This is a genomic window from Streptomyces sp. NPDC058470, assembly GCF_042721055.1.
GTDB lineage: Bacteria > Actinomycetota > Actinomycetes > Streptomycetales > Streptomycetaceae > Streptomyces.
The window spans coordinates 1-21,694 of the sequence record NZ_JBHXMF010000088.1 but is presented as its reverse complement, the minus strand read 5'-3'; the positions used below and the strand labels follow the sequence as shown (position 1 = coordinate 21,694).

Annotated in this window: 17 protein-coding genes; 13 read left to right on the top strand and 4 right to left on the bottom strand. The window is 70.2% G+C overall.

Features of this window, described 5'->3' with window-relative positions; translation table 11 throughout:
• Positions 1–244: 244 nt before the first annotated feature.
• The 3 genes from ACFWP7_RS39395 to ACFWP7_RS39385 all read left to right on the top strand — a co-directional run bounded on the left by ACFWP7_RS39395 (position 245) and on the right by ACFWP7_RS39385 (position 3,681).
• Positions 245–1,012, top strand: coding sequence for a DUF4142 domain-containing protein (locus tag ACFWP7_RS39395; RefSeq protein WP_384392348.1), 768 nt, complete (start codon positions 245–247; stop codon positions 1,010–1,012).
• Between the two features lie 110 nt (positions 1,013–1,122).
• A complete protein-coding gene (locus tag ACFWP7_RS39390; RefSeq protein WP_384392345.1) occupies positions 1,123–1,911 on the top strand; it encodes a TIGR04222 domain-containing membrane protein in 789 nt (262 codons plus the stop codon).
• 120 nt (positions 1,912–2,031) lie between these two features.
• Positions 2,032–3,681: an alpha/beta hydrolase gene (locus ACFWP7_RS39385; protein ID WP_384392342.1), complete on the top strand. Its 1,650-nt coding sequence runs from the start codon at positions 2,032–2,034 to the stop codon at positions 3,679–3,681.
• A gap of 24 nt (positions 3,682–3,705) precedes the next feature.
• On the opposite strand, the gene hemQ is transcribed toward ACFWP7_RS39385, so the two are convergent.
• Positions 3,706–4,425, bottom strand: coding sequence for a hydrogen peroxide-dependent heme synthase (hemQ, locus tag ACFWP7_RS39380; protein ID WP_384392339.1), 720 nt, complete (start codon positions 4,423–4,425; stop codon positions 3,706–3,708).
• 4 nt (positions 4,426–4,429) lie between these two features.
• Complete coding sequence (gene hemG / locus ACFWP7_RS39375) at positions 4,430–5,890, bottom strand: protoporphyrinogen oxidase (RefSeq protein WP_384392337.1); 1,461 nt, start codon at positions 5,888–5,890, stop codon at positions 4,430–4,432.
• A 169-nt stretch (positions 5,891–6,059) separates the two neighbouring features.
• Between hemG and ACFWP7_RS39370 the strand changes: the two genes are divergently transcribed.
• Positions 6,060–7,043: a DUF4349 domain-containing protein gene (locus ACFWP7_RS39370; protein WP_384392334.1), complete on the top strand. Its 984-nt coding sequence runs from the start codon at positions 6,060–6,062 to the stop codon at positions 7,041–7,043.
• A 27-nt stretch (positions 7,044–7,070) separates the two neighbouring features.
• Positions 7,071–8,483: an FAD-dependent oxidoreductase gene (locus ACFWP7_RS39365; protein WP_384392331.1), complete on the top strand. Its 1,413-nt coding sequence runs from the start codon at positions 7,071–7,073 to the stop codon at positions 8,481–8,483.
• 29 nt (positions 8,484–8,512) lie between these two features.
• On the opposite strand, the gene ACFWP7_RS39360 is transcribed toward ACFWP7_RS39365, so the two are convergent.
• On the bottom strand, positions 8,513–8,863 hold the full coding sequence (locus ACFWP7_RS39360; protein ID WP_384392328.1) for a hypothetical protein: 351 nt from the start codon (positions 8,861–8,863) through the stop codon (positions 8,513–8,515).
• Positions 8,864–9,041: 178 nt separating this feature from the next.
• Here ACFWP7_RS39360 and ACFWP7_RS39355 point away from each other — a divergent pair, with 178 nt between their 5' ends.
• Entirely contained in the window at positions 9,042–9,857 is an 816-nt protein-coding gene (locus ACFWP7_RS39355; protein ID WP_384392326.1) for a rhomboid family intramembrane serine protease, read from the top strand.
• A 4-nt stretch (positions 9,858–9,861) separates the two neighbouring features.
• Here the strand turns inward: ACFWP7_RS39355 and hemE are convergent, their stop codons facing one another.
• Entirely contained in the window at positions 9,862–10,929 is a 1,068-nt protein-coding gene (hemE, locus tag ACFWP7_RS39350) for a uroporphyrinogen decarboxylase (protein WP_384392323.1), read from the bottom strand.
• A gap of 234 nt (positions 10,930–11,163) precedes the next feature.
• Between hemE and ACFWP7_RS39345 the strand changes: the two genes are divergently transcribed.
• The 7 genes from ACFWP7_RS39345 (at position 11,164) to ACFWP7_RS39315 (ending at position 21,655) form a co-directional block, all read left to right on the top strand.
• A complete protein-coding gene (locus tag ACFWP7_RS39345; protein WP_384392366.1) occupies positions 11,164–11,790 on the top strand; it encodes a DUF3000 domain-containing protein in 627 nt (208 codons plus the stop codon).
• Positions 11,791–12,201: 411 nt separating this feature from the next.
• The gene (locus tag ACFWP7_RS39340; protein ID WP_365426447.1) at positions 12,202–12,864 is read left to right on the top strand and encodes a response regulator transcription factor; all 663 of its coding nucleotides are present in this window, start codon (positions 12,202–12,204) and stop codon (positions 12,862–12,864) included.
• A 622-nt stretch (positions 12,865–13,486) separates the two neighbouring features.
• On the top strand, positions 13,487–14,764 hold the full coding sequence (locus tag ACFWP7_RS39335; protein WP_384392320.1) for a ribonuclease D: 1,278 nt from the start codon (positions 13,487–13,489) through the stop codon (positions 14,762–14,764).
• Between the two features lie 333 nt (positions 14,765–15,097).
• Positions 15,098–16,324 (top strand): thiolase family protein, encoded by a 1,227-nt coding sequence (locus tag ACFWP7_RS39330; RefSeq protein ID WP_384392317.1) that lies wholly within the window; start codon positions 15,098–15,100, stop codon positions 16,322–16,324.
• Positions 16,321–18,447, top strand: coding sequence for a 3-hydroxyacyl-CoA dehydrogenase NAD-binding domain-containing protein (locus ACFWP7_RS39325; RefSeq protein ID WP_384392314.1), 2,127 nt, complete (start codon positions 16,321–16,323; stop codon positions 18,445–18,447). Before ACFWP7_RS39330 ends, ACFWP7_RS39325 begins: the two co-directional genes overlap by 4 nt.
• A 270-nt stretch (positions 18,448–18,717) precedes the next feature.
• Positions 18,718–20,142, top strand: coding sequence for a cellulose binding domain-containing protein (locus ACFWP7_RS39320; RefSeq protein WP_384392311.1), 1,425 nt, complete (start codon positions 18,718–18,720; stop codon positions 20,140–20,142).
• A 46-nt stretch (positions 20,143–20,188) separates the two neighbouring features.
• Positions 20,189–21,655, top strand: coding sequence for a polysaccharide deacetylase family protein (locus tag ACFWP7_RS39315; RefSeq protein WP_384392307.1), 1,467 nt, complete (start codon positions 20,189–20,191; stop codon positions 21,653–21,655).
• The last annotated feature ends 39 nt before the right edge of the window (positions 21,656–21,694 follow it).

Here is a 21,694-nt window from a genome sequence, read left to right as displayed (position 1 = left end):
ACTGCGACCGCGCAGGATCACTGCGAAGTGTGCGCGGGTTAACACGGGCGTCCGTGAAGGTGATGTGCGCGCCCTGTTTCACCGTCTTTGAGACGGTCTGACGTGCGACCGAACCACCACATCCGACACTTTCCTCGCACCCCGCAACCCTGTCCTCCTGTACGGCAGTTGGCGCGGCACCCGCAGTAGCATGCCAATCTGCACGCGGAACGCACTTATGTGTGGTGCCGCAACAGGAGGCACCATGCGATCCATCAACCGCACCGGATTGGTCAGTGGAACAGGGCTCATCGTCACGGTCCTCACGGCCACCGTGGCAGCACTGGCCTTCCCGATCTGGTCGTACGCGGACCGCTCCGGAACCGGCCTGGCCACCTTGAACGCCGAGACCGTGTCGACGCAGTTCGGTCCGTTGTCGGCGCAGGACCGGGACTTCATCACCAAGGTCCGGCTGGCCGGGCTGTGGGAGCTGCCCGCGGGTCAGCAGGCCGAGGAGCGCGGCACCACCCAGGCCGTACGGACCGCCGGGGAGCACCTCATCGCGGGCCACGCCTTCCTCGACGCCCGCGTCCGCAACGTCGCGGCGCGCCTCGGCCTCGAACTGCCCAACCAGCCGACCGACCAGCAGCGCCAGTGGCTGACCACGCTCGACGAGGCACAGGGCGTGACGTACGACCGCGAGTTCGCGAACATCCTCCGGGCGGCCCACGGCAAGGTCTTCGCGCTCGTCGCCCAGGTCCGCGCGAACACCCGCAACTCCCTGGTGCGCGACCTCGCCGACGATGCGAACACCACCGTGCTCGACCACATCAAGGTCCTGGAAGCCACCGGATACGTCGACTTCGACGCCCTCGCCCAGGACGCGGCCACCGCCGCCCCGCCCCCCATCACCAACTCCCCGGCCCCGCCCAACCCCACGCAGTCCCCGAACTCACCGATCCCGGTGGTCCCGTCGCCGGGCTACACCCTCCCCCCGGCCGTCTCACGCGACGAAACGTCCTCAAGTCCCTAGGTCGGGTCCGGCCGCACGGGCGGAAAGCGGAGCATCACATACCCGCAACGCTCCGTCCATCATGTGAATAAGCCATGGCGCTCGCCCGGTCCATCGCATAGAAAAATGCCATGCTCTGGGTACTTCTCCTGCTCCTGGCCTGGGCCGCGGCCGGCACCGCCTGCATACGCCTGTGCCTGGCGGCCCTCCGCACGGCGGCCTTCGACGCGAAGGCGGCCCGCGCTCACAGCCTCACGCTGTACGAGGCGGCGTTCCTGTCCGGCGGCCCTGCCCGGGTCGCCGAGCTGACCCTGGTGTCGATGGCCCGCCAGCGCCGACTGCTGCTCGCGCACACCGGGTGGGCGACCGTCGTGGACCCGCGTGGGCACGACGAGATGGAGCGCTCGGTGATCGGAGCGATCGGCCCGGAGGGGCAGTCCCGGATAGCGCCCGTGCGGGCGACCGCGGCCGCCGCGGATTCCGTACACCGCCTCGCCGACCGCCTCGTCGCCGCGGGCCTCGCCGTGCCGGACGGGGAGCGCGGCACCGTCGCCGCCGCCGTCCGCCAGGTCCAGGCCGCGGCGGCAGCGGTCCTGGTCCTGGGCGCCGTGGCCCTGCTGATGCCCTCCCAGGTTCCGGCGAGCGAGTACGAGGTGCCGGTGGCCGTCTGGTTCGCGCTGCCTTTCACCCTCACGCTGAGCTGCCTCGCGATCGCCCGTATCGAGGTGCACCCCTACTCGCGCTGGGCGTCCCCGGCCGGGCAACGCCTGCTCGGCACCCTCGCGCGGCACCCGGACAGTACGGGCGACGACCGTACGTACCTCACCTCCGTCGCCGTCCGCGGCATCCGCGCGATCGGCGAGCCTGACTTGCGCGCAGCCTTCACCCACCGCGACCGAAACCCGGAACGAAGGGGCTGACAGGCGCGCCGGGGGGCGCATCGGGGTCATTGGAGCCGACACTGCGGCCCGGTCCTTTACTTCACCAACCGTCGAACGAAACATCCCCTTTGTCGCTGCCGTGCGCTGAAGGGATACGCGATGAGAGCTGCCGTCCTCTACGGAACCGCAGGATCCTTGCTCCTGTCCGCCCTCGTCACCGTCCCCGCGGGCGGCGAACCGCGCTGGCCCGGCGATCTCGGCTCCGGGGCCGACACGCGCGGCACCGCAGTAGCCGCCGAGCGCGCCGCGGCCGCCGGCGTCCGCTTCGGCACCTGCTCCAAGGCGGAGGACCTCCCTGACAACGTCCGGTGCGGCACGGTCACCGTGCCCCTCGACTACGCGCACCCCGACGGCAAGCAGATCAAGCTGACCGTCAGCCGTGTGAAGGCCACCGGCAAGGACGCGAAGAACTCGAAGCGGAAGGTCCCGCGCCAGGGCGCCCTGGTCTACAACCCCGGCGGCCCGGGCGCCTCCAGCATGTACTTCCCGCTGATCGGGTTCCTCCCCGAGTGGAAGCCCCTCTCGGCGGCGTACGACCTCGTCGGCTACGCCCCGCGCGGAGTGGGCCGCAGCGCCCCGCTGTCCTGCCAGGACCCGAAGCAGCTCGGGAAGGGGCCCACGCAGTCGCCGACGTTCCCTTCGGAGTCATACAAGAAGGAGCGCATCGCGGAGGCGAAGGCGTACGCGCGCGGCTGTGTCGAGCGCTCCGGCAAGGCCGTCCAGCACTACACCTCGCTCAACAACGCGCGTGACCTCGACGTGCTGCGGGCCGCGCTCGGCGAGCGGCGGCTGACCTTCATGGGCGCTTCGTACGGCACGTACTTCGGTGCCCTGTACGCGACGCTCTTCCCCTCCCACGTGCGCCGGATGGTCTTCGACTCGGCGGTGAACCCCGACCCGGACCAGATCTGGTACCAGAACAACCTCGACCAGTCGGCCGCGTTCGAGATCCGCTGGGCGGACTTCCGGGCCTGGATCGCCCGGCACGACGGCGTGTACGGGCTCGGCACCACGCCCGAAGAGGTACTGCACAGCTACGAGAAGGCGCGGGCGCAGCTGGCCGCCTCACCCGCGGGCGGCAAGGTGGGGCCCGGGCAGCTGCAGGGCGCGTTCCTCCAGGCCGGGTACTACGACGACTACTGGCCCTACCGCGCCCAGGCCCTGTCCGCGTATCTGAAGGGGGACCCGAAGCCGCTGATCGAGCAGGCGGGACCGTATCCGGAGGCGGCCGCCGAGCAGGAGAACGGCAACGCGGTCTACACGGCCGTCGAGTGCAACGACGCGCCCTGGCCGACCGACTGGCGCACCTGGGACCGCGACAACACGCGCCTCGCGCGCAAGGCGCCGTTCGAGACCTGGGACAACGTGTGGATGAACCTGCCGTGCGCGTACTGGCCCGTGCCGCGGCAACAGCCCCTGGACGTGCGGACACTGCCCGGCGCGCTGCCGCCCACCCTGATCCTGGCGGCCGAGCGGGACGCGGCGACACCGTACGAGGGTGCGGTGGCGCTGCAGCGGCGACTGTCCGGCTCGGTGCTTGTGACCGAGAACGGCGCCGGGACGCACGGGATCGGCGGCGGTCCCAACAAGTGTGTCAACGGCTACCTGGACGCCTATCTCCTTGAGGGCAGGCTCCCGGTGCGGCGCGCGGCGTGCGCGCCGCACGCGGAGCCGAAGCCGGTAGCGCCGGGCAGTCGTTCGAAGGACCTGGAGAAGGACCTCGAGAAGGACGTCAAGAAGGCCTCCTGAAATCGTCCGGCGCTCCCGGTCCGCTCAGGCGAGGCCCGCGACCAGCTCGGAGATGTCCTTGCGGCGGCCGGTGTAGAAGGGGACCTCTTCGCGGACGTGCATCCGGGCCTCGGAGGCGCGCAGGAGGCGCATGAGGTCGACGATGCGGTACAGCTCGTCGGCCTCGAAGGCGAGGATCCACTCGTAGTCGCCGAGGGAGAACGAGGCGACCGTGTTGGCGCGCACGTCCGGGTAGCCGCGGGCCATCTTGCCGTGGTCGGCGAGCATGCGGCGACGGTCCTCGTCGGGCAGCAGATACCAGTCGTAGGAGCGCACGAACGGGTAGACGCTGACGTAGTCGCGCGGGTTCTCGTCGGCGAGGAAGGCCGGGATGTGCGAGCGGTTGAACTCGGCGGGGCGGTGCAGCGCCATGTTCGACCAGACCGGCTCCAGGGCGCGGCCCAGCCTGGTGCGGCGGAAGAGGTTGTACGCCTCCTGCAGCTGGTCGGCGGTCTCGGCGTGCCACCAGATCATGAGATCGGCGTCGGCGCGCAGCCCCGACACGTCGTACGTGCCGCGGATGGTCACGTCCTTCGCGGAGAGCTGGTCGAAGAGCTCCTGGACCTCGTCGGCGTAACCGGCCCGGTCCTCAGGCAGCACGTCCTTCAGCTTGAAAACGGACCACAGGGTGTAGCGGATGACCTCGTTGAGGTCCTTGGCCTTCTTGCCGGCGTTCGGAATCTTGGCGGGGGCGTCGTCACTCATGGGGCTATTCTCCCGCGCCGCCGTGCAGGCTCTGCACCGGGTTCGTGATCAGCGCGTCCAGTCCGCCGCGGTCGCCGCCGAGCCGGTCCACGGCGGCGTACGCGCTCGCGATGCAGGCGGGGATGCCGACCCCGTCGTAGGCCGCGCCGCAGACGGCGAGTCCCGGCAGCTTGCCGACGTGGTCGCGGATGCGGGCCACGCGGGCGTGGTGCCCGACGGGGTACTGCGGCAGCCCGTCGTCCCAGCGCGTGACGCGGGTCGCGACCGGCGCGGCGTCCAGGCCGGTGGCCTCGCGCAGGTCGTGCCGGGACGCGTCCACGAGCTCGCCGTCCTCCCGTCCGAGCACCTCCGTCTCGCCATAGCGCCCCACGGAGGTCCGCAGGACGAGCAGGTCGGGGTTCTCGTCGGCGATCCAGCCCCATTTCCGGGAGGCGAAGGTGGCGGCCTTGATGGTGTGCCCGTCAACAGGCGGCACGAGAAAACCGCTCCCTTCGGGGAGGGTGATTTCGCTGCTCCGGTAGGCGAGGGTGATCAGCGCCATGGAGGCGTACTCCACGGTGGCCAGCTCGGCCGCGGCGGCGGGCGCCTCGGCGCGCAGCAGGGCGGCGGCAGCGGGGGCGGGCAACGCGAGGACCACGGCGTCGGCCAGGAGGACCTGACCTCCGGCGACGATCCGCCAGCCGCTGTGTGCCTCCCGGCGCAGCTCCGTCACCGGTGCCCCGGTGACGATCTCGGCGCCCCGCGCGCGGACGGACTCCGCGACCGCGAGCGGCAGTTGGCCGATGCCTCCCCTGATGCCCATGAAGACCGGTCCCGCCTGCTGGTTCCGGGCGGCCTTGGCCTGGATCTCGCGGACGGCCTCCGTCAGGGAGTCGTGGGTCCGGGCCGCCTCGAAGAGCTGGGGAACCGCGGAGCGCAGGGAGATGCGGTAGGCGTCGCCCGCGTAGACACCACCCAGGAGGGGCTCGACCAGGCGGTCGACCACTTCGCGGCCGAGGCGGGCGGCCACGAACTCCCCCACCGCCACGTCGTCGCCGACCTCCGTGCGGGGCAGCTCGGCATCCCGCTCGATACGCCGCAGGCCCTCGTCGGAGAGGACGCCGGAGAGGGCGGAGGCGGTGCCGGGGACGCCCATGACATGCCCCTTGGGCATGGGGCTCAGGGCGCCGCGGGTCCAGAGCGAGGCCGTCGCGGTGGCGGGCGGCTGGAGATGGTCCGCGAGCCCCACCTCGCGGGCGAGGGTGACCCCCTCGGGGCGGCGCGCGAGCATCGACTCCGCGCCCAGATCGACACGCGCGCCCGCGATCTCGCCGGGCAGCAGCTTGCCGCCGACGCGGTCCGAGGCCTCCAGGACGGTCACGCGCACGCCTCGGTCCAGCAATCGGTGGGCGGCGGCCAGCCCCGCGATCCCGCCCCCGATGACAACGACGTGTCCCGTACCCGTACGGGTGTCCTGTGCGCGCATGCCTCCACTTTCGCAGACCGCACTGACACCCCCAGCAGTCCCCCGTCAGTCCGCCGGTGTCCTCCACGAGTCCTGACCGTGACCGCATCGGGATCGGATCCGTCCAACGTCAGGGCCCTTCCGCGCGTCGAAGGAGCGACAGTCGTCACGACCCTCGGGGGATGCCCACATGCGCACACGAAGCTCCGTACGACCGGTTCAGGTCCTGGCCGGGATCCTGCTCACCGCCGCGCTCGCGCTGACGGGCTGCAGCGGCGGTGCCGATGACTCGGGCGCCAGCTCCTTCGGCGCAGACGACAAGGCCGCGGCTCCGTCCGTCGCGAACGAGGCCGGCGGCGGCGCGGACAGCAGCAAGAGCGGGGCCCAGGCCCCGACGAAGGCCCCGGACCTCTCCGCGAACCGGATCATCCGCACCGCCTCCCTGACCGTGCAGGTCAAGGACGTGCCCGATGCCCTGGACCAGGCCCGCACCTCCGCCACGAACGCGGGCGGCTTCGTCGGCGACGAAACCACCACCCGGGACGAGGAGGGCAACGAGCGCACCCGTGTAGTCCTGCGCGTGCCCACCGAGCAGTACGACGAGGTGCTCGCCGACATGGAAGGCACCGGCAAGCTCCTGGAACGTACGGCCAAGGCGCAGGACGTCACGGACCAGGTCGTCGACGTGGAGAGCCGCATCAAGACGCAGCGGGCCAGCGTGGCCCGGATCCGCGAGCTGATGGACCAGGCCACCAAGCTCAGCGATGTGGTCACCCTGGAGGGCGAGTTGAGCACCCGGCAGGCCGACCTGGAGTCGCTGCTCGCCCAACAGGCCTCCCTGGCGGACCGCACCAGCCTGGCCACCATCACCCTGACCCTCTCCGAGACCCCGGTGAAGCAGGCGGAGAAGGACGACGATCCGGGCTTCGTCGACGCGCTCACGGGCGGCTGGAGCGCGTTCGTCACGATGCTGCGCTGGATCGCCGTGGCGTTCGGCGCGATCCTCCCGTTCGCGGCGGGCGCCGCGCTGCTCCTCGCGCTGTGGGTGCTGTGGGTACGTCTCCTGCGCACCCGGCTGCCGCGCCGCCCGGCCCCGGCGGCGGCCTCCGCGGCCGGCACGCTGCCGGTCGCCCCGTCCGTCCGGGAGCGCGAGGAGGGGCGCGAACAGGACTGAAATGCCGCGTCCCCGTAGCGTGTTCGTATGAGCATGAACCGTACGAGCGGTACCACCGGCGGGGCGAAAGAGCGACTGGTCGTGATCGGCGGTGACGCGGCGGGCATGTCCGCCGCGTCGCAGGCGCGCCGGCTGCGGGGGCCGGACGAGCTGGAGATCGTGGCGTTCGAACGGGGGCACTTCACCTCGTACTCGGCCTGCGGCATCCCGTACTGGGTGGGCGGTGACGTCGCCGAGCGTGACGAACTGATCGCGCGGACGCCCGAGGAGCACCGGGAGCGCGACATCGACCTGCGGATGCGTACGGAGGTCACGGAGATCGACGTCGCGGGCGCCCGGGTCCGCTCCCTCGACCTCGAATCGGGGGCCGAGGAGTGGACGCCGTACGACAAACTCGTGATCGCGACCGGCGCGCGCCCGATCCGTCCCGACCTGCCCGGCGCCGACGCGCCGGGCGTGCACGGCGTGCAGACCCTGGACGACGGACAGGCGCTCCTCGACACGCTGGCCGGGACGGAGGGCCGCCACGCGGTGGTCGTCGGGGCGGGCTACATCGGCGTGGAGATGGCGGAGGCGCTGATCAACCGCGGGTACGAGGTGACGGTCGTCAACCGCGGCAAGGAGCCGATGTCCACGCTCGACCCCGACATGGGCCGGATCGTGCACACGGCCATGGAGGGCCTGGGCATCACCATGGTGAACGACGCCAAGGTCACCAAGGTGCTCACCGGCGAGGACGGGCGGGTACGGGCGATCGCGACGGAGGACGCGGAGTATCCGGCGGACGTGGTCGTGCTCGGCATCGGCGTACGCCCCGAGACGACGCTCGCCCGGGCCGCCGGGCTGCCCCTCGGGGATCACGGCGGGCTGTTGACCGACCTGGCGATGCGGGTGCGCGGGCACGAGGACATCTGGGCGGGCGGCGACTGCGTCGAGGTGCTCGACCTGGTGTCGGGGCGCGAACGGCACATCGCACTGGGCACGCACGCCAACAAGCACGGGCAGATCATCGGCACCAATGTCGGCGGCGGATACGGCACCTTCCCCGGCGTCGTCGGCACAGCGGTGAGCAAGGTCTGCGACCTGGAGATCGCCCGCACCGGGCTGCGCGAGAAGGACGCGCGCAGGGCCGGCCTGCAGTTCGAGACCGTCATCATCGAGTCGACGAACCGCGCGGGCTACTACCCCGGCGCGGACCTCATGACCGTGAAAATGCTCGCCGAGCGCCGCACCGGACGGCTGCTCGGCGTGCAGATCGTCGGACGGGAGGGCGCCGCGAAGCGCGTCGACATCGCCGCGGTGGCGCTGACGGCGGGCATGACCGTGGAGCAGATGACAGCTCTTGACCTGGGCTACGCGCCGCCCTTCTCACCGGTGTGGGACCCCATCCTGGTGGCGGCGCGCAAGGCGGTCGCGGCGGTACGCACGCGTGGCGCGTGATCCCACGGCCCCTTCCCCAGGGGCTCGCGCTACGCCGTCTCGTGCCCGGGCACCGTCGACCCGTTGCCGTTGATCCGGTCTATGGCCTGTCGGGCCTGCTCGGCGGGCGGCCGCCCTGGCAGCGAGGAGACGGAGGCCGCGGAGGCGACGGCCGCTGGCTGCGCCGTGGGCGGTTTCGCGTGCGTGGCCGCGGCCCGGGCGGAACGCAGCCGGTGGCTGACGGCCTCGTCGAGGGTCACCGGACGCTGCATCCGGGCCGCGAGCCGGCCGGCCTCCTGGCCGAGCGCGGCAACATCTTCCCAGGGCAGGTGCAGCACCAGGGCGATCTCCGCCTCGCCGTCGGGCAGGGCATGGATCGGAGGGTTAACTCGGTCGTTCATCGCCTGTGTCCTCACGTCTTCCTCGCGCGACGTCTTCGTCGCGTTTCGGGCGGTTGAGGAGACATACGCACGGGGCTGCGGAGGTGTTCAGCGCTGTCGGGGCGCATTGCCCCGGCCACACCAACGCGCCCCCGCCGACGCGCGGATTCCCCCGCCCCATCGGGGGCAGTGATTCCTTGTGGTCATCCCCGTCCATGACGTGAACCCGGTACGGCGCACGCCCTATGTGACGTACGCGCTGATCGCCGCCAACGTGCTCGTCTTCCTCGTCACACCAGGCACAGCCGGTTCCGTGTCGGGTGACAACGGCCTGTCGCAGCTCTGCCATCTGCAGGCGTTCCTGGACCACTACGCCGTGGTGCCGCAGGAGTTGATCCACCACCGGATGCCCGGCCTTGTGCCCACCGGCGAGACCGGCGTCGGCCCGCAGGGCACTGGCTGTGTGGTGGCCCCGCCGGACTACGACAAGTCACCGGCGCTGTCGGTGTTGACGGCGATGTTCCTGCACGGCAGTTGGCTGCACCTGCTGGGCAACATGCTGTTTCTGCTGATCTTCGGCAACAACATCGAGGACCGCCTGGGACATCTGCGGTTCACACTGTTCTACGTGGTCTGCGGCTACGCGGCGGCGTACGGCTTCGCGTACCTGAACGGCGACTCGGGCGACCCGCTGATCGGCGCCTCCGGAGCGATCGCCGGGGTGCTGGGCGCGTACCTGGCGCTCTATCCGAAGGCCAGGGTGTGGGTCCTGGTCCCGTTCCTGGTCTTCCTGCCGCTGCGGCTACCCGCGTGGATGGTGCTGGGCTTCTGGTTCGCGCTCCAGGCTGTGTACTCGTCGGGCGAGGGAGTCTCCGACGCCGGAACAGTGGCGTACGCGGCGCACGTGGTCGGCTTCCTCGCCGGGATGCTGCTGGCCTGGCCGCTGCGCGCCGGCACCCCGGCCCCGCCGGAGCCGCGCCGCCTGCTGTGGGGCAGACAGGCGCGGCACATCTAGGTTCTCAGCGCGCAGTGTGCGTGTGCACGTACTCCACGAGGCGGGTCAGCGCGTCCGGGTCGGTGTTCGGCGGGACGCCATGGCCGAGGTTGAAGACATGGCCTTCGAGACCCGCGGCCGCGTCCAGCACCTCGCGGGTCTTCGTCTCCACGGCCTCCGTCGAGGAGAACAGGACGGCAGGGTCGAGGTTGCCCTGAAGGGCCTTGCCGGGTCCGACGCGCGTGGCAGCCACGTCGAGGGGGACACGCCAGTCGACGCCGACGACGTCCGCGCCCGCCTCGCCCATGAGGCCGAGCAGCTCACCGGTGCCGACGCCGAAGTGGATGCGCGGAACGCCGTACGACGCCACCGCCTCGAAGACCTTCGTGGACGCCGGCATCACCGAGCGCCGGTAGTCGGCGGGTGCCAGGGCGCCGACCCAGGAGTCGAAGAGCTGGACGGCACTGGCGCCCGCCTCGATCTGCACCTTCAGGAAGGCGGAGGTGATCTCGGCGAGACGGTCGAGCAGGTCGGTCCACAGCTGCGGGTCGCCGTACATGAGCGCCTTGGTGTGCTCGTGGTTCTTGGACGGTCCGCCCTCCACGAGGTAACTCGCGAGGGTGAAGGGCGCGCCCGCGAAACCGATGAGGGGGGTCGAGCCGAGCTCCGCCGTGAGCAGACCGATCGCCTCGGTGACGTACCACACGTCCTCGGGGGTCAGATCGCGCAGCTGGGCCAGGTCGGCGCGGGTGCGGATCGGCTTCTCGACGACCGGGCCGACGCCCGGCTTGATGTCGAGGTCGATGCCGATGGCCTTCAGGGGTACGACGATGTCGCTGAAGTAGATCGCCGCGTCGACGTTGTGTCGGCGCACCGGCTGGAGGGTGATCTCGGCGACCAGGTCGGGGCGCATGCAGGAGTCGAGCATGGCGATGCCCTCGCGCACCTTGAGGTACTCGGGCAGCGAGCGGCCGGCCTGCCGCATGAACCACACCGGCGTGTGCGGCACGGGTTCGCGCCTGCACGCCTTGAGGAAGGCGGATTCGTCGGTGGCTCGCGGCTGCTGCCCGTCCGGGCGGTCGTTGGCACTCACGACGGAAAGTCTCGCACGCCCGGCCGACAGCCAAGTCCCGGCCACCCGGTCCCGGACAGGCCTCGAGAGCCCCGTGGAGCCCCCGGCAGCGGCGCTCACGAAGGCGTGTTCGTGCGGCGCGATCCGGACAGTGGTCCCACGCACGGGTGTCTGTCCCTGCGCGAAGGCTCCGTTCCCCTTAATCTTCCCCGCATGGCTGCGGCTCAGGGACGACTGTCGGACGGCGCTGGCGGAATGGACGACTCGAAGGAGGGGAACCGAGATGCGATGGCGACGGCTCCGCCGCCCTTCCGGGCCGCCGTCGACGCGCTGAAGGGCGCGCGGCTGCGGCCGGAGATCGAGATCGACCCGACGCCTGCGCCGAAGCGTCTGGCCCCCTACGCGCACGCGCTGGAAGCGGCGGTTGTCGCCGCCGACGAGGATCTGGCCGACGGCCGCCTGGTGCTGCTGCACGACCCCGCGGGGCACGACGCCTGGCAGGGCACCTTCCGCCTGGTGACCCTGGTCCGGGCGGAGCTGGAGCCAGAGATGGCCGCCGACCCGCTGCTTCCCGACGTCTGCTGGTCGTGGCTGACCGGCGCGCTCCAGGCCCGCGGTCTGTCGTACGGGGAACCGAGCGGCACCGTCACGCGCGCGAGTTCGCACTACTTCGGCGGCCTCGCGGAGCGCCCTGCCGCCTCCCAGATCGAGATCCGGGCGTCCTGGACGCCGCGGGAGGGCATGGGCGGCGTGCCGGACGCGGCCGCGCATCTCGCCGCCTGGTGCGATCTGCTGTGCCAGGTCGCCGGGCTGCCGCCGGTGACACCGGGCGAGACGTCGGTGGTCAGCCTGCCGCAGCGCCGGGGGCCGCAGTCCCGCTGAGTACACGGTCCGGTTCATAGCACGGTCCGGTTCGGCGCACCGTCCTGCTTGCGTGCACGGTCCGGTTCAGCGTGTGGTCCCGATCCGTGCACGGTCCGGTTCAGCGTGTGGTCCTGATCCGCGCACGGTCCGGGTCAACGTGTGGTCCCGATCCGCGCACAGTTCACGATGCTTCTTTGTCGATACGCCCACTTTCGGACGCGTATTGACGAGGAATGACGCCGAGCGACTCGGTTCGATCTTCGGATGATCGATCGCGTGTCCGAATTGCACGGATTGTTACTCACCAAATCGTGATCATTCTCTAAAGGCGGACGGGTTTGATGCCGAAGACGTCTGTGACCTTGAAAGCACGGTTCGTCCCGGCTTCATCCCCACAGCCGGTACCGTCCCGCACCCCCAGGAGGCCTGGTGTCCGTTCTCCTCGAGCAGCCCGCAAGCCTGGTCGCCTACCGCCCGAACAAGCCGACTGCCATGGTGGTCGTGGCCGACCCCCGGGTCCGCTCCACCGTCACCCGCCATCTGTGGGCGCTCGGAGTGCGCGACGTCATCGAGGCGTCGTCGATCGCGGAGGCCCGTCCCAGAATCGGCAATCCACGCGACATCTGCGTCGCCGATGTCCATCTGCCCGACGGCAGCGGGCTCACCCTGCTGTCCGAGACCCGTGCGGCGGGCTGGCCCAACGGCCTCGCCCTCTCCGCCGCCGATGACATCGGCGCCGTACGCAACGCCCTCGCGGGCGGCGTCAAGGGCTACGTCGTCACCGGCACCCGTAACAACGTCGGGCTCCCCACCCGGCCCGGCGTCGCGCCGATCGGTTCGGCCGCCGCCCGGATGCACCGCCGCCCCCCGGGTTCCCCGAGCCACCCGGGCGGCTACCGCGAGCTCTCCGGACGCGAGGTCGAGGTGCTTCGGCTGGTCGCGGAGGGCCAGTCGAACAAGGCCATCGGCGTCTCGATGGGCCTGTCCGCACTGACCGTCAAGAGCCACCTCGCCCGTATCGCCCGCAAACTCGGCACGGGCGACCGCGCCGGGATGGTGGCGGTGGCCCTGCGCACGGGAATCATCCACTGACCCACACCGCTCACCACTGAACCGGAGCTTTCCCTCCCCTGGCCGGTTCACGACCCCGGCGCCCCCCCCCTGGACAAAAGACGGCGGGGGCGTGCACCACGGGGGCAAAGCGCTCCCGTGGGAGCAGATAACCGCGGGCGCCGCGGCGGCGCCCCGGGCGGAGGGGGGGCCCGCGCCCCCGTTAAACACCCACTCCCCCAACCCCCACACCAATCAACGGTTGATTCCCCCCCCCTGGCGGTATAACCACCCCGCCCCCCCCCTACTGGACATCAGTCGGCGGGCGCTTCCACGACTGGCTCAACGCGATCCGGTGGAACCAGATCTCCTCGTACGCCGCTTCGGCGCCCTTCTCGTACGGGATCCCGGCGGTCGATCGGGGTATGCGATACGTGGCGCAGCCGCCGGAATCCGGGACTCCACGGTGGTCAGGAGCCCTCGGCCGAGGCGACACTCCGCGGCCGGGCAGGGGTCGTGGGAGCCCGATCGCGGCACGCCGGGGACACCCGACAAGAAGCACCTGGCGGACATGAGATCCACTTGAGCAGCGTTTTCGCAGGTAAACCGACCAATGACTGGAAGATGCAGGTCAGCCGCTCGAACATCCCGATACCCTTGACACGTGACCGACGCCCAAGAGACCGCAGAAGACAGCTCACTGCGAACCACCGGAGGCGCCCCTCCGGACGACGTCGAACCGGCGCCGATCCCTTTGCTTGAGCCCCGCGACGGCATTCCGCCCGTCGTCGCCGACGATGCCTCGCTCGCCGAGGTGATCGCCGCTTTCGCCGCCGGATCCGGCCCCGTCGCCGTCGACGCCGAACGTGCGTCCGGATACCGGTACGGTCAGCGCGCCTACCTGGTACAACTGCGCCGCGAGGGCGCCGGCACCGCACTGATCGATCCCGTGGCCTGTCCTGATCTGTCCGGCTTCGGCGAGGCTATCTCCGGTGTGGAGTGGGTGCTGCACGCCGCCACCCAGGACCTGCCGTGTCTCCGCGAGATAGGCATGATCCCCTCCCGTCTCTTCGACACCGAGCTGGCCGGCCGGCTCGCCGGGTTCCCCCGGGTGGGCCTCGGCGCCATGGTCGAGAGCGTGCTCGGCTTCGTACTGGAGAAGGGGCATTCCGCGGTCGACTGGTCGACACGTCCGCTGCCGGACCCGTGGCTGCGGTATGCCGCCCTGGACGTGGAGCTCCTTGTCGACCTGCGCGACGCGCTGGAGAAGGAGCTGGACCGGCAGGGCAAGCTGGAGTGGGCCTGGCAGGAGTTCGACGCGATCGCCCAGGCCGATCCCGCACCGCCGCGCAAGGATCCCTGGCGCCGTACGTCCGGGATGCACAAGGTGCGCCGGCGTCGGCAGATGGCGGTCGTACGGGAGCTGTGGGAGACCCGGGACCGGGTCGCGCAGCGCCGGGACATCTCGCCGGGCAAGGTGCTCGGGGACGCGGCGATCGTCGAGGCCGCGCTGGCCCTGCCCGCCAATGTGCACGCCCTGGCCGCACTGAACGGCTTCGGGCACCGCATGGGACGCCGTCAGCTGGATCAGTGGCAGGCAGCCGTCGATCGCGCGAAGGAGCTGCCGGACTCCGAGCTGCCGCAGCCTGGCCAGCCGGTGACCGGCCCCCCGCCGCCGCGCGCCTGGGCCGACAAGGACCCGGCCGCCGCGGCCCGGCTCTCCGCCGCGCGCGCCGAGGTGTCGGCGCTCGCCGAGCAGCTGAACATGCCCCAGGAGAACCTGATCACTCCGGACACCGTGCGGCGGGTGTGCTGGGAGCCGCCGGCGGTGCCGGACGCGGAGTCCGTGGCCGCGGCGCTCGCCGGCTTCGGGGCGCGGCCCTGGCAGGTCGAGCAGGTCACCCCGGTGCTCGTGGCGGCGCTCACTCCGGCCAAGGCCTGACGGCTTCGGCAAGAGGACGGTCAAGGTCGGGCGTGGGACCCACCCGCGCCGGCCCGGATCGTCTCCGGCCCGAACGGCGACACACCGCGACGTCGAGATCGCGCCAAGATCATCGGGCGAAGGCGGAGCGATGGAGGGTGCGGAAGTCGGTGTAGACCGTGACGTCCCGGGCTCGTCGGCACCCCGCACGCGCCCGTCCCGGATGTGACCTTCACCGCTCCCGCCTCCGGGACTGGGCAGCATGGTTACCCGCAAGTAGCATGAGGGGTGAGCGCGCGCTCAGGGCGTGTGTGTCGCGCAGCAGTGCCATCCCGCATCTGGAGGAGAGCCATCGTGCCTCGTACCGTCAGGGACGTCGTCTTCGTCGACGGCGTCCGCACCCCGTTCGGCAAGGCGGGCCCGAAGGGCATCTACCACGAGACCCGCGCGGATGATCTCGTCGTGAAGGCCATCCGGGAGCTGCTGCGCCGCAACCCCGGGCTCGACCCCAAGAAAATCGACGAGGTCGCCATCGCCGCGACCACGCAGATCGGTGACCAGGGTCTGACCCTCGGCCGTACGGCCGGCATCCTCGCCGGGCTCCCCCAGTCGGTCCCGGGCTATTCCATCGACCGCATGTGTGCGGGCGCGCTGACCGCCGTCACCGCCACGGCCGGTTCGATCGCCTTCGGTGCGTACGACGCCGTCATCGCCGGTGGTGTCGAGCACATGGGCCGCCACCCGATGGGCGAGGGCGTGGACCCGAACCCGCGGTTCGTCAGCGAGAAGCTGGTCGACGAGTCCGCCCTGTTCATGGGCATGACCGCCGAGAACCTGCACGACCGCTACCCGCACATCACCAAGCTGCGCGCCGACGAGTACGCCGTGCGCTCGCAGGAGAAGGCCGCGAAGGCGTACGCCAACGGCAAGATCCAGCAGGACCTGGTGCCGATCTCGGTGCGCAACACCAACCCTGAGGTCGGTGAGACGGGCTGGGGCCTGGTCACCGCCGACGAGCCGATGCGCCCGGGGACCACCCTGGAGAACCTCTCCGGGCTCAAGACGCCGTTCCGTGTGCACGGCCGGGTCACCGCCGGTAACGCGGCCGGTCTGAACGACGGCGCCACCGCGTCGATCATCGCGTCCGAGGACTTCGCGCGCGAGAACAACCTGCCGGTCAGGATGCGCCTGGTCTCGTACGCCTTCGCGGGCGTCGAGCCCGAGGTGATGGGCTACGGCCCGATCCCGGCGACCGAGAAGGCCCTCGCCAAGGCCGGTCTGGCGATCGAGGACATCAACCTCTTCGAGATCAACGAGGCCTTCGCCATCCAGGTCCTCGCGTTCCTGGACCACTACGGCATCGCCGACGACGACGCGCGCGTCAACCAGTACGGCGGCGCCATCGCGTACGGCCACCCGCTGGCCTCCTCCGGCGTCCGTCTGATGACGCAGCTGGCCCGCCAGTTCGAGGAGCAGCCGGACGTCCGCTACGGCCTGACCACCATGTGCGTCGGCTTCGGCATGGGCGCGACGGTCATCTGGGAGAACCCGCACTTCGAGTCCGCCGGAGGCAGCAAGTGAGCACCGCTGAGCTTTTGAAGGGTGCGGCCGAGCTGTTCCCTGACGAGGTCGTGACCTCGGCGAACGTACGCCACCTCGACCTGCCGTTCGGCGCCGGGCGCTTCGCGCTCATCACGCTCGACAACGGCTTCGACCACACCAAGCCGACCACGTTCGGCCCCGCCTCGCTGGCGAAGCTCGACCTCGCCATCGACCAGGTGGAGGCGGAGGCCGCGGCCGGCGAGATCGTCGGTGTCGGCGTCACCGGCAAGCCGTTCATCTTCGCGGTCGGCGCGGACCTCAAGGGCGTGGAGCTGCTCAAGAACCACGACGACGCGCTTGCCATCGGCAAGGGCGGCCACGAGGTCTTCAAGCGGCTCGCGGCGCTGGCCGTCCCGACCTTCGCGTACTACAACGGCGCGGCGATGGGCGGTGGCGTCGAGGTCGGTCTGCACTGCGCGTACCGGACCGTCTCCAAGGCGCTCCCCGCGTTCTCACTCCCCGAGGTCTTCCTCGGTCTGGTCCCGGGCTGGGGCGGCTGCACGCTGCTCCCGAACCTGATCGGCGCCGAGCGCGCGGTGAGCGTCATCGTCGAGAACTCGCTCAACCAGAACAAGCAGCTCAGGGGCCAGCAGGTCTTCGACCTCGGCATCGCCGACGCCATCTTCGAGGGCGCCGACTTCCTGGAGCAGTCGCTGATCTGGACGGCGTCCGTCCTCAAGGGCGCCATCACGGTCGAGCGTCCGGAGATCGACCGCGGCGAGGCCTGGGACCGGGCCGTCGCCAAGGGTCGCTTCATCGCCGACAGCAAGGTGCACGGGACGGCGCCGGCCGCGTACCGCGCGCTGGAGATCATCGCCGGGGCCAAGGACGGTGACCTGCAGAAGGGTTACGACGCCGAGGACGTGGCGCTGGCCGACCTGATCATGGGCGGCGAACTGCGCTCCGGCATCTACGCCTTCAACCTGGTCCAGAAGCGCGGCAAGCGCCCGGCGGGCGCCCCGGACAAGTCCCTGGCCCGTCCGGTCACCAAGGTCGGTGTCGTGGGCGCGGGCCTGATGGCCTCGCAGCTCGCCCTGCTCTTCCTGCGCCGCCTGGAGGTGCCGGTCGTGCTGACCGACATCGACCAGGAGCGCGTCGACAAGGGTGTGGGCTACGTCCACGCCGAGATCGACAAGCTGCTGCTTAAGTCCCGGATCAACCAGGACAAGGCCAACCGCCTCAAGGCCCTGGTCACCGGTGTGCTGGACAAGGCCGAGGGCTTCTCCGACGCCGACTTCATCATCGAGGCCGTCTTCGAGGAGATCGGCGTCAAGCAGCAGGTGTTCGCGGAGGTCGAGGCGGTCGCTCCGGCGCACGCGATCCTCGCCACCAACACCTCCTCCCTCTCGGTGACGGAGATGGCGTCGAAGCTGAAGAACCCCGAGCGGGTTGTCGGCTTCCACTTCTTCAACCCGGTCGCGATCCTCCCGCTCCTGGAGATCGTCCGCGGCGAGCAGACGGACGACGCCTCCCTGGCCACGGCCTTCGGTGTCGCCAAGAAGCTGAAGAAGACCGCGGTGCTGGTGAAGGACGCCCCGGCGTTCGTCGTCAACCGCATCCTCACCCGGTTCATGGGCGAGATCCAGAACGTCATCGACGAGGGCACGTCGGTCGAGGTCGCGGAGAAGGCGGTGGAGCCCCTGGGCCTGCCGATGTCTCCCCTCGTCCTCCTCGAGCTGGTCGGCCCGGCCATCGGTCTGCACGTCTCGGAGACCCTCAACCGGGCCTTCCCGGACCGCTTCACGGTCTCCCCGAACCTCGCGGCCGTCGTCAAGGCGGGAAAGCGCGGCTTCTACGTGTACGGCAGCGGGAAGCCCGAGCTCGACCCCGAGGTCGCGGCGCTGCTGAAGCAGGGCGATGTCGTCCTGACCGAGGAGCAGGTCCGCGACCGCGTCCTCGGCGCCGTCGCCCAGGAGATCGGACTCATGCTCGACGAGGGTGTCGTCGCCGAGGCACAGGACATCGACCTCTGCCTGATCACGGGTGCGGGGTGGCCCTTCCACCTGGGCGGCATCACTCCGTACCTGGACCGTGAAGGTGTTTCGGAGCGGGTGAACGGGAAGCGGTTCCTGGCGCAGGGCGTGGCCAGCGTCCCCGCGTAAGCGGATCCCGTACGCAAGTGCCCGGCACGCCAACTGGTGTGCCGGGCACCGGTGTTTGCACCGCCCGCATCCGCCTGCTCTGCCGCCCCCCCCCTGCGCTGCCGACCACACCGAGCCGCGATCGGTCCATCTGTGGATGTTTTGTGATCGGAACACCCCTGGAGGGCGGTACCTTCATAGGTAATATCTCCACAGGATCTGACCAGACGTAGAACACATCTGATGGTTTCGATCTCACCATCGTCTCAAGTGTCCTGCGGAGGAGATTCCGTGGCGTCTACCCGCCGCAAACCCCGTCGTCGTGTGTGGCCCAAGATCAGACTGCTGCTCCTCGTGGGCGCGGTCGCCGCCGGCGCCACGGCGCTCTATCCCGTGTGGCGTGCGGCGAACCCGGAGCCCACCGAGCTCACCGTCCGGTACCGGACCGACACCCCGGCCAGCACCGGGGCGGCCAAGCCATGGCTGGAGGTCTTCAACACGTCCGAGAAGACCGTGTCCCTGAGCGATGTGACGCTGCGGTACTACTTCACGGCGGACGGAGCCTCAGAGTACGCGTTCAACTGCGTCCAGGCCGCTGTCGACTGCTCGGACATCTCCGGCACCTTCGACACACCGGACAGCCCCACCGACACCGCGGACCGCTACCTGGAGATCGGTTTCACCGCGGACGCGGGCACCCTGAAGCCCGGCGCGAACAGCCGGGGCATCGAGCTGCAGCTCTACCGCGTCGACCACAAGGACCTGGAACAGTCGAACGACCGCTCCTTCGACGCCGAGAAGACCAGCTACAAGGAGTCGAAGCTGGTGACCGCCTACAAGCGCGGCACGCTCGTCTGGGGGGAGGAGCCGGACGGCAACACCAAGGCGTCCACAGCGTCGGCGGGGGCCTCCGCCGCTTCCCGGCCGACCGTTCCGGCCGGGGTCCTCTTCGACAACTTCCACTACCGCGGCCCCGATGACCCGGCCCTCTCCCGGCACGGCTGGCTGGTCCGCACGAGCAAGGGCGGCCCCGGGATCGACGACACCTGGTCGGCCAAGGGCGTCAGCTTCCCGGCGGAGAAGGACGCACTGGGTGCCCAGGTGCTCCAGTTGCAGGCGACAACGGACGGCACCGAGGCCGGCACGCACCAGGCCAGCCTGGGCAGCACCGGTACCGAGTTCCGCGAGGGGACCTTCGCCGCCCGGATCCACTTCAGCGACAAGCCGACGTCCGGCGACAACGGGGACCACGTCAACCAGACCTTCTACGCCATCGGCGGCGAGGGCACGAAGTACAGCGAACTCGACAACGAGTACATGCCGAACGGCGGTTGGGGCGCGCCCGGGCCCAAGCTCGACACCACGAGCTGGTACAGCTACGAGAAGGGCGACCGTGTCACCAGCAAGCTGGAGGAGAGCCTCCAGGGCTGGCACACCGTGATGATCACGGTTGACGACGACGTGGTCACGTACCTTCTCGACGGCAAGAAGCTGTTCAGCAGCAGCGGAAAGTACGCCCCTCGTGCCGGCATGTCCGTGAACTTCAACACCTGGTTCGTGGACCTTCCGTTCAAGGGCGACCGTGTCTGGGACATGCAGGTCGACTGGCTGTACTACAACGCCGACGACATCGTCTCCGCGAAGGACGTCGGCACGGAGGTGAAGGAGTTCAGCGACAACGGCATGAACTACTTCAACACCGTTCCCGCGTCCTGAAAACCCTCCTTCCCGGCCCAACCGCCGAACACGCTCAGGAGCCCTGGTGAGCAAAGAGCCGTCCCTTCCCCGCACCCCCGCGCAACCGGTGAGCCGGCGCTCCGCACTCCGCATGGCCGGCACGGGAGGCCTTGTGACAGCCGGCGGCGCGCTGCTGGGCACCGTGCCGGCCCCACCCGCGGCGGCTGCCGCGTCGGTGGCCGCGGTGATCGGCGGACTCGGCACACCCCCGACGTACGCTCCGTCCGGGCGCCGTCCCAGACATCGCCGCGCCACCTGGTCCCAGCAGTTCCAGACCGGGCACGGCTGGACCGCCGCCGGCGCCGGCACCGCGTCGGCCGAAGCGAATGACACGTCGGTCTTCGTGCGCGGGACCCAGTCGGTCCGGGTCACCACCAACGGCACGAACAAGCAGTCGTACGTCCGTAAGACCGGTATGACCACCATGGACCTGACCGGCAAGATGATCAGGCTCGTGTTCCGGGTCGAAGACACGACGAACCTGTCGAAGCTGGCGTTCTACCTCGGCACCGGCTCCTTCGCGAACTACTTCTCCTGGACGTTCCACGCGCATTCCACGACGTCGGCGAATTACGTCCAGTCGGGAGAATGGGTGACGGTGCATCTCCAGTGGGCCGATGTGACCAGTGCGGCCGGAACCTTCTCGCTCTCCGCCGCCGGGGTCCCCTCCGCCAAGTCCGGCTTCACCGACATGTCGTTCGCCGTGTACGACAACGCGGGCGGCCCGGTGACCTACCGTCTGCAGGCTGTCGAGCTCATCCCGGACACCACCGCGGTCTTCCCGAAGGGCGCCGTCTCGATCACCTTCGACGACTCCCACCTGTCGATCCATGACCTGGCCCGGCCGGCCATGGACGCGTACGGCTTTCCCGGCACCAGCTACAACATCGCCGAGGCCGCGGGGACCAGCGACTACCTCAGCGTCGAGCAGATGCGGTCCCTCCAGGACTTCTCCGGCTGGGACATGGAGGGGCACGCCTACGCGATGGCCGCCCACACCGCCGACTACAGCAAGCTCACCGCGCAGGAAGTGGACACCGATCTGCGGCAGTTGCGGGAGTGGATGGTGGCCAACGGCTTCACGGGCGAGCATTTCGCTTATCCGCACGGCGCGTTCCAGAAGACGACGGACAGCGTTCCCGTGGACCTGATCGCCGGTCGGCACTTCACCACGGCGAGGTCGATCATCTCCGAGACGATCGAGTCGTTCGCCCCGGCGATGCCCTATCGCCTCAAGGCACTCACCGGCATCAACGACGGGTCGGGAATCGGCGGTACGACGCTGGCGAACCTGACGGCCGCGGGCGGCCGCCTCGACCGCTGCGCGAACAACGGTGACTGGCTCATCCTCTGCCTGCACAGGATCGTCGAAGGAACTCCGGCGGCGAGCACGGAGATCAGCCGGGCCGGACTGGCCACGCTCATGGCGGCGATCGCCGGCCGGGGCATCCCCGTCGTGACCGTGTCGGAAGCGATGGCCTACTACACCTGAGCGGCTATGCCGAAGGGGCGGGCCGCGCGGGGGTTTCCC

Coding starts and splice junctions, on each gene's coding strand:
- ACFWP7_RS39345 (WP_384392366.1), top strand. CDS start 11,164: ATGGACGACTCGAAGGAGGGGAACCGAGATGCGATGGCGACGGCTCCG.
- ACFWP7_RS39365 (WP_384392331.1), top strand. CDS start 7,071: ATGAGCATGAACCGTACGAGCGGTACCACCGGCGGGGCGAAAGAGCGA.
- ACFWP7_RS39390 (WP_384392345.1), top strand. CDS start 1,123: ATGCTCTGGGTACTTCTCCTGCTCCTGGCCTGGGCCGCGGCCGGCACC.
- ACFWP7_RS39360 (WP_384392328.1), bottom strand. CDS start 8,863: ATGAACGACCGAGTTAACCCTCCGATCCATGCCCTGCCCGACGGCGAG.
- ACFWP7_RS39395 (WP_384392348.1), top strand. CDS start 245: ATGCGATCCATCAACCGCACCGGATTGGTCAGTGGAACAGGGCTCATC.
- ACFWP7_RS39370 (WP_384392334.1), top strand. CDS start 6,060: ATGCGCACACGAAGCTCCGTACGACCGGTTCAGGTCCTGGCCGGGATC.
- hemG (WP_384392337.1), bottom strand. CDS start 5,890: ATGCGCGCACAGGACACCCGTACGGGTACGGGACACGTCGTTGTCATC.
- ACFWP7_RS39385 (WP_384392342.1), top strand. CDS start 2,032: ATGAGAGCTGCCGTCCTCTACGGAACCGCAGGATCCTTGCTCCTGTCC.
- hemQ (WP_384392339.1), bottom strand. CDS start 4,425: ATGAGTGACGACGCCCCCGCCAAGATTCCGAACGCCGGCAAGAAGGCC.